General features: G+C 55.4%; 7 protein-coding genes. 6 read left to right on the forward strand and 1 reads right to left on the reverse strand.

The window, feature by feature from the left end; genetic code table 11:
• The 3 genes from ACO6UY_RS23485 to ACO6UY_RS23495 all read left to right on the forward strand — a co-directional run.
• A partial coding sequence (locus tag ACO6UY_RS23485) for a hypothetical protein (RefSeq protein WP_422491482.1) occupies window positions 1–540 on the forward strand: 540 nt, incomplete at its 5' end.
• A 27-nt stretch (window positions 541–567) separates the two neighbouring features.
• A complete protein-coding gene (locus ACO6UY_RS23490) occupies window positions 568–1,329 on the forward strand; it encodes a hypothetical protein (protein ID WP_422491483.1) in 762 nt (253 codons plus the stop codon).
• Window positions 1,330–1,335: 6 nt separating this feature from the next.
• The gene (locus tag ACO6UY_RS23495; RefSeq protein ID WP_422491485.1) at window positions 1,336–2,976 is read left to right on the forward strand and encodes a hypothetical protein; all 1,641 of its coding nucleotides are present in this window, start codon (window positions 1,336–1,338) and stop codon (window positions 2,974–2,976) included.
• Between the two features lie 8 nt (window positions 2,977–2,984).
• Here the strand turns inward: ACO6UY_RS23495 and ACO6UY_RS23500 are convergent, their stop codons facing one another.
• Window positions 2,985–3,422 (reverse strand): DUF29 domain-containing protein, encoded by a 438-nt coding sequence (locus ACO6UY_RS23500; protein WP_422491487.1) that lies wholly within the window; start codon window positions 3,420–3,422, stop codon window positions 2,985–2,987.
• 57 nt (window positions 3,423–3,479) lie between these two features.
• On the opposite strand from ACO6UY_RS23500, the gene ACO6UY_RS23505 reads away from it, so the two are divergent.
• Genes ACO6UY_RS23505 through ACO6UY_RS23515 form a run of 3 tightly spaced genes read left to right on the forward strand, consistent with a single transcriptional unit; the run spans window position 3,480 to window position 7,619 of the window.
• Window positions 3,480–5,624 (forward strand): hypothetical protein, encoded by a 2,145-nt coding sequence (locus ACO6UY_RS23505; protein ID WP_422491488.1) that lies wholly within the window; start codon window positions 3,480–3,482, stop codon window positions 5,622–5,624.
• A gap of 14 nt (window positions 5,625–5,638) precedes the next feature.
• Entirely contained in the window at window positions 5,639–6,526 is an 888-nt protein-coding gene (locus ACO6UY_RS23510; protein ID WP_422491490.1) for a hypothetical protein, read from the forward strand.
• 16 nt (window positions 6,527–6,542) lie between these two features.
• The gene (locus ACO6UY_RS23515; protein WP_422491492.1) at window positions 6,543–7,619 is read left to right on the forward strand and encodes a hypothetical protein; all 1,077 of its coding nucleotides are present in this window, start codon (window positions 6,543–6,545) and stop codon (window positions 7,617–7,619) included.
• Window positions 7,620–7,796: the final 177 nt, after the last annotated feature.

A 7,796-nucleotide genomic window follows, 5' to 3' on the forward strand; every position in this document is an offset into this window, starting at 1 on the left:
GAGCTGGCTTACTCGGAGGCTTCAGACAAGCTGTATATTGGTGTTGACGGTGCCGGTATCGACACGATTGGTGGTAAGGATTTCACCGACACCGTGACCGATTTGACCACCAATATGCACAACTACCTGCCTGCTGCCACTGCTTCCCGGTTTGGGGGGATAAAAATAGGCGCTGGCCTGTCGATTGATGGCAGTGGTGTGGTGTCGGCCACGGGAGGCAGTGCGCAAGGATTGACGGAATCTGAGGTGGATGCACGGGTTCAGCTTGGAGTTGATTCTATTGTTGCTGGTGCTCCTGCTGCACTGAATACCCTTAACGAACTGGCCGAAGCGTTAAATGATGATGCCAATGCCGTCACCAGTCTGACTTCCCAGGTCTCTGGCAAGATGTCCAAAAGCCAGAACCTGGCGGATCTGACTAATGCCACCACTGCCCGAAGCAATCTGGGGCTGGGTGCCATGGCGCTTCAGAACTCAGCCAGTGTCAGTATCACAGGCGGTTCTATTGATGGTGTCACTCTGGATGGTGGCACCTTCTGATCCGGTAGTAACAAAAGGAATGGGCCTGTGTCTAACACCATCAAACTGAAAAGCTCGGCTACGCCGGGCAAGGTGCCACTGGCCTCTGACCTTGCGTCGGGGGAGGTGGCGATCAATACCGCTGATGGCATTATTTACGCTCTGGTTAATGGTGCAGTAGTTCCATTAAACCCCGCAACGTCGCCCATGAGCGCGGTTGACGGGCTTGAAGACGTTGTGGCCAATCTACAGGCACGTATCGAAGCATTGGAGCACGGAACTGTCTATCAGGAAGACGGGGAAACTGATATGAAACTGATAAGTTCATCGACAAAAAATACAACGACCTTTTTTGAGTTTGATGGTCTGCTGAATGACTCTAAATATTCATGCTTCATGCTTGTGTTGCAGAATATCAATATTAGCGACAGTGAATTTTCCCAGAAACACATTGGCATCGGTGTGCAGTCAGTGGGAGCAGGCATGGGCTATTGGGATGGGTACGGTTCGTCAAGAACTTCAGTGATCGCGAATGATCACTCTTCCACGCCGATGGTGAAAGAGTACAGTGGTATCAGGCTGATCGACGAAAAGTTTGACAACTTACAAATGTCAGGGCAGATAAATATCACTCCGGCAACTGATGGTGGACTTGGATCAATCCAGGCTCATCTGGAAACAGGTAACGGTCCTTATGCTTCTGCTTATTTATCCTGTGAATGGTTTGGCCAAATGACAGGGCTGAAGATTTTCAGCAGTGTTTCAGATGTTATGAGTGGAACCGTCCATCTCTACGGATTGATGAAATAAGTCTGCATGAAACTGGACATCACTTCCTTTACCGGCGAAGTCCCCTGGCTGGACAGCCATCTGCTGGAAGACACCCAGGCAGAGGCCGCCATTGACTGCCGGTTGACCAATGGCAGCCTGCGAGCCTACTACGCTCCTGCTGATGAACAGGCCCTGAACGCCACGCCGCAGTCCATCTACCTCTATCGCAACGAAGGCAGCCGGTACTGGTTTGACTGGACCACGGACGTGGACGTGATCCGTTCCCCGGTGGCCGACGATCCTAATAACCGGGTTTACTACACCGGCACGGTGAAAGGTCCCCGCTACACCGATAACGGGCTGGCCCTGAGTGGTGGCAGTGACTACCCGGTCAATGACCATCAGCTTGGACTGCCGGAACCGGACGTGGCTCCCGTGGTGACGCTCAGTGGTACACCGCTGGACGATGCTGAAGAAGTGGATGCCGAAACCCGTTTCTACAGTTATACCTGGGTGGACGAAAACGGACGGGAAGGTCCACCATCGCTGCCCTCCGGTGAGATTGTGGTGAAGCCCGGTGAAACGGTGGATATTACCGTGGGTGCCGGTCCCGGTGCCGTGGACCTGAATATCACCCATTACCGGATTTACACCAGCACCCAGATCGGCGTGTATCAGCTTTGCACCCAGATCAACAACGCCGGAACAGTGGCCACCGATACCCCCGTAGGTGTCACCACTGTGGTGGATGAAACGCCGTTGGACCAACGGGGCGGCATCCTGAAAACCATCGGCTGGATAGCGCCACCCAACAACCTGCAAGGCATGGTGGTGCTGCCCGGTGGCGTGGCGGCAGGGTTCTCTGGCAAGGAGCTGATGTTCAGCGAGCCTTACCATCTGTATGCCTGGCCAGCGGCCTACCGGCTGGCGGTGGAGTATGACATTCAGTCACTGGCGGTGGCCGCCAACAGTGTGATCATTGCCACGGAAGGTTATCCCTATGTGGCCTTTGGCACCGAACCCAGTGCCATGACCCTGGAACGGCTCGATACGGCGCACGCCTGCATCAGCAAACGTAGCATGGTGGATATGGGGGATATGGCCCTGTATGCCTCCCCCGATGGTCTGGTGCGGATCGCTGGCGGCCGGGCAGAGTTGATGACCCGCAATATCATCAACCCGGAAGACTGGCGGCAACGGTTCAAGCCACAGACCATCCATGCCTGCTTCCATGATGGCCGGTACTTTGGTTTTTATGGGGACAGTGCTGACTCTCCAGACGATAAAGGCGGTTTTATCTTCAGTCCTGACAACGGCACCTTTACCGAGCTCGGCACTTACGCCGATGCCTGTTACCGTGACCTTCAGGACGACAGCCTGTATCTGGCCATTGGCAATACCATCAAGGCGTGGGACAAAGGGGCAGCGCTGATGCCCTATCGCTGGCGCAGCAAGGTGTTTCAGGGAAAGCCTGCCCTGTTCAGTTCGGCAAGGATCATGGCCGACAGTTATACCGATCTGGTGTTTCGGGTGTTTCGGGATGAACAGCAAATTCTGGAACTGCCGGTCACGTCTGACCGGGGCTTCCGTTTACCCGCAGGCCGGGGCAGTCGCTGGCAGTTTGAGTTGGCAGGTACTGATACCGTGACCGCCTTGATTGTGGCCAGCTCGATGGCAGAGCTTTAGCAAAAAACTCAGGGCAGCCATTCCTCCTGCATAATCTGATCGAACGTCCATGGGCTTTCTGGCGGAAAGGTTTTCCGGGGCAGTTCGGTTTCTTTGGCCGCAGCCAGTACTGCGTAGTCATAGGCAGACGCATAGATAGCATCAAGGAACTGTTTCAGCCCGGGATTTTCATCCAGCACCTTTCTGGCTCGCTTGCGCTGTTCAACCACCGTTAATCGCCAGCTTCGGCCTCGTCGTTCTGGTTGGTATTGCCATTTGAGCAAATGCGAGAGAAGTCGGGTCAAACGGCTTTCCAGTGCGTTGTATTCGCTGCGACCCATGCTGAGTACTTCCTCAGTCAGATTGGCAATATCCAGTTGATTCAGCCTGCCGGTACGCAGGAACTCAGCTTGTTGTTGGGTCCATGAATAGAAGTCTTGATTGTAGAGTTTGTTGTCAGTATCCATCAGTTTGTATCCATTACCGTTTAGCCCATCAGTTTAGGACAGCTTTTCAGGAGAATCATGCCTAAATTCCCCGCACTGCCCGCCTCGGTAGACCGCTACGTGCGTGAGTTCCTGAACCGCCTGGCCGGTCGCAGCGGCAATGCCGGAGACAAGGCAGTGTTGCACAGCGAGCTGGCTGAGCTGGGACTGGCCAAAGAAATAGGCCAGCGGTTAAGTTTGCCTGCCTCTGCCGTGGGTTCCATTACTGATACCCTGAAACCGGTTCAGCCAGAAATCACGGTCCCGGTAGAGGGTGATGGAGATAGTGGAGTAACAGCGCCGGATGCACCCACCGCTGCCACCGGCCTGTCCACCAACGGCATTTTTGGTGCCGTCATCCTGCAATGGGATGCCCCGGCCTACAACGGTCATAACCACACTGAAGTGTGGCGAGCACAGACAGATGACCGGGCACAGGCTTCTCTGGTCCATGAAGCCAATGGCAGCCGCTATACCGATGTTACCGGCAACACTGTCCTGCACTATTACTGGGTGCGCCACGTCAACAGTGGCGGCCAGGTTGGCAGTTTTAACGCACTGGCCGGAACATCAGGTCAGGGAACGGCCATTATTAATCTGGCCGACCTGATGCTGGAGAGCCCGGAGCTGTCCGAGCAGCCATTTACAGTGCGCAATGTTGGTACCGATGAAGCACCGGAGTATGTGCTGATCTTTAACGGCTATCTGGCAGTGAACGGGCCGGTGAATATCAGCCAGCTTCAGTCTGGCGAGTTGCAAAACGGCACGGCCCTGACCGTTGGCCAGGGCTCTATCGAGCTGAGTACCGGCAGCGATGGGTTTGGTCAGATGGTGATTACCGGCAGTGGCGGTATCGCCACTGACGACTACCTGGTGCTGAAACAAGGGCGGATCGAGTCCTATATCTACACCGCCAGCGCCGGTCACGTTCGCTATAAAGAGGTGCGCCGGACAGAAAGCGGCATCGGCAGAAATGGTCAGGCAGTGATCGTTCCTGCGTATTTTAAAAGCCAGCCCACCATTAACCTCTATCCCCGCGACATTACCGTCTATAACGCGGATTATCCTGACCAGTCCCAGCGGCTGGAACTCTACCACACCACTCCACAGCCCTATGGCCTTATTGAAGGTGCGTGGGTGTTTTTCCCCTATGCCCGACTGCTGCTGGCCGATGGCAGCAAAACCGTGGCCAATAGCAAAATTTATCAGGGGGGGAACAATGACGTGCAGTGGTTTGCTTACGACACGGATCAGGTAAAAAAGGTGACGGTGAAAGGGCGTGTTGCCAGCAGTCGGTCCACTGGCAGCGGGGGTACCTGGCAGAACCGTAAGGCCACCATAACCCTGAAGTATCGCCCGGACAACAGGGACTGGATTGATGGCGAGTCAGTCACCGTGGACATTGACCAGTTCACTACTCACGACCTTGAGATCAGCCAGACCCTGACCCAGGGGAAATATGACGTGGGTGTGCAGTTTTTTGCGGAAGACCGTGAAGGCACGTTCAACAGTGGCGAAGTCACTTACGACTATAAAGATGAGGATTGGGGAGGCGCCGACTGGCAGAAAACGCTCAGCCCCACCAATTTTGCACAGACAGTACGCCACAGTATTGCGATCAATAACCCGGCACTGCCTGGCTGGGAAATCACCAAAATCCAGTTTTACGCCAGGGTGGATATACGGCTGGAGGTCAGAAATCTCTACCTCCATGAAAGTACGGTCTGGGGAAGCGATATTGCCAAGGGGCGAGCCAGGGTGCGCATTCCCGACGATGTAGGGGGCTACAACACCTACGAAAAAACCACCTCCGACAACCTGGTATATCTGTACGACGACAATGCAGCCTGGGAAAGCGTGCAGTTCAACGATATTTCCATGCGCTGGGAGGACCAGATTTACAAAGACGGCAAGGTCTACCCGGAGGTGGAGGTCTGGGCAGAACGGGCCGGTTATAAAGGCCAGTCCTCGGCAGGCAGTTCCTTCGATCCCCCCTATGTGCCAACCAGTGTTGCCTATGTCCATATCCGCAGCCTCGTTGCCACTGTGTACTATCGCCGTCCCCAGCCGGTGAGCAACACCCCCGACAACACCTTCTACTGGGACACCACGGCTTATGACCTTGGTGCCACCGATGTCAGCATTGCCGACGCCATTATCCACTGGACCGCGACCGGCGAATAAACAGGAGAATAATCATGGGCGTATCACGATCACAGGGCTACACCCGTGTAGGGATGCCTGACTCAGGCCACAGTTACGGCCTGACCGGCAACAGTGCCTACCAGAAAAGTCTGGATCAGATGGGGAGTTTCAATACTTTTTCCCTGGGCTCCGGCAGCGGTCACTATGGGCAAGGAGGCAAGGCCCAACCGGCAATGCCCGACATCGCCCCTCGCTACGCCTACGATGATCAGGGCAGCACGCATCAACTGAATATCGACGCCGCAACGGATGCAGCAGACACTCTCAAGCAATACGGCGACAAGCTGTTTGATGTGTTTGACAACTACCAGCCCAACTTCCAGTACCTGGGCGACAACGCCACAGTATCCGATGCCCAGCTTGAGAGCCGGTTGGGGGAGGCGATCAGCGACTATCAGGCCAACGCCGACCTGCAACAGGCCGAGTACGAACGGGATATGCGCCGGATGGGTGTAAACCCCAATTCAGCACGGTTTGCCGGGTTTGGTACCAGCAATGCCCTTCATAAAGCTGCCGGGTTGTCGGCTATCCAGAACCAGGTACGGGACACCGCCAGGGAGGAAAGCTGGAATCGTAACCTGGACGTGGCGGAACTGGGACTGGACACCGCCAGGACCGCCACCGATGGGGTCAGCAGCGCCGCCAATGTCTACAAGCTGGCAGCGGATATGTATACCGACAACAAGATCAAGTACGACCAGCTTAACGAAGCCGCCAGACAGTTTGATGTGGGTTACGGCTTTAGGCAGGACGAGATGAAACTGGCGGCGCAGAACCAGGCATTCAACCAGGCGCAGCAGCGGTGGCAGCACGGGTTGGTGCATAAATACGAAAATAACGGCAAATGGAATTACAGCGAGACGGTTGATTACGAGTATTAATTCACGGAGGAACACCATGTATATCGGATCGGACGGCAGAGTCTATCAGAACAAATTCGAGTCACTGGGCCATGGCACCAAAATGCCCGGCTACGCTGAAGAACAGCACGCCATCAACCAGCGCCTTGGCGAACTGGCCAGACGGCAGCAGGAATACAATGGGCAAGAACAGCAACAGGCATTGACCCAGCAATCCATCGACAAGAACGATACCGACCTGTTCTATGACCGCCAGCGCCAGCACGATGAACTGATCAATCGCCAGTACGGGATCGGTCAGACCGGCAGGCAGTCACCCATGCCGCCAGCACCGCAAGGCAGTCAGACCGGTTATGGTATGCCCATGGAGAAAAAGGAAACGGTGGTCAGCCCACTGACGCAGGATGCCGGTAAGCTGAACCGGATGCTGCAAAAGTACCATCAGGGGCAGGACCCACGGGATGCAGAGGATGCTATTAATTTTATCAACCAGCACCCCGGTATTAAGGCCGGTAACGTATCCTCCATCCAAATGAACCACAGCGACCGCAACGAAGACCCGCTGGTCAGCCTGCTCAGTGATAACGGTGATCCGGTCAAGCAGTTCTATCTCAGCTCCCTGTCCAACCTGAACAACTTTGCCGGTCAACGGCAGCAAACCTACGACCCCGGCAATAAGGGCGTCAGCGATGTCGGCAAATTGATGGAGCAGCTTATGCCCATGGCCGAAGCCATGGCTACCCAGTCACTGGCCGGTCAGAACCTGAAACCGGACGAACTGTCCATGCTCAAACCCCCAGCCGTGCGAGCCGCACTGGACCAGTTGATGAAGCCCTACCAGCCCCGCAACCCCGGTTATCAGAATGGACCAACACAATACCAGAACGATAACCCGGACTTTGACCTGTTTGGTCCCAGGGAGACAGAGGCGGCTCCCAAAGAAAAAACCTATCAGGATGTCATCAATGAACTCACCGCCGCCCCACCGCCTCCTACCGGCGCACCTGCAACAGCAGCACCGAAACAGGGCAACAGTTATGGCTTCGGTGGCAACAGTATGCTGCCCGGAAACTGGCGAAAGTACCTGCCCCAGAACAACCCCAACCACCGCTAATAAACCACTGCCCACTGCCCACTGCCAACTGCCCACTAATCTTCACGGACGACCCCATGAACTGGCACGATTTTATTGCGACGCCTGCCTACCAGCAGGCCAATGACGCCGAACGGGAGCAACAGCGCCAGCAGTACTGGCAGCAGCATATTGCCCCCCATGTACCGGATGAACACT

The organism is Endozoicomonas sp. ALE010, from assembly GCF_049310165.1.
Lineage (GTDB): Bacteria > Pseudomonadota > Gammaproteobacteria > Pseudomonadales > Endozoicomonadaceae > Endozoicomonas.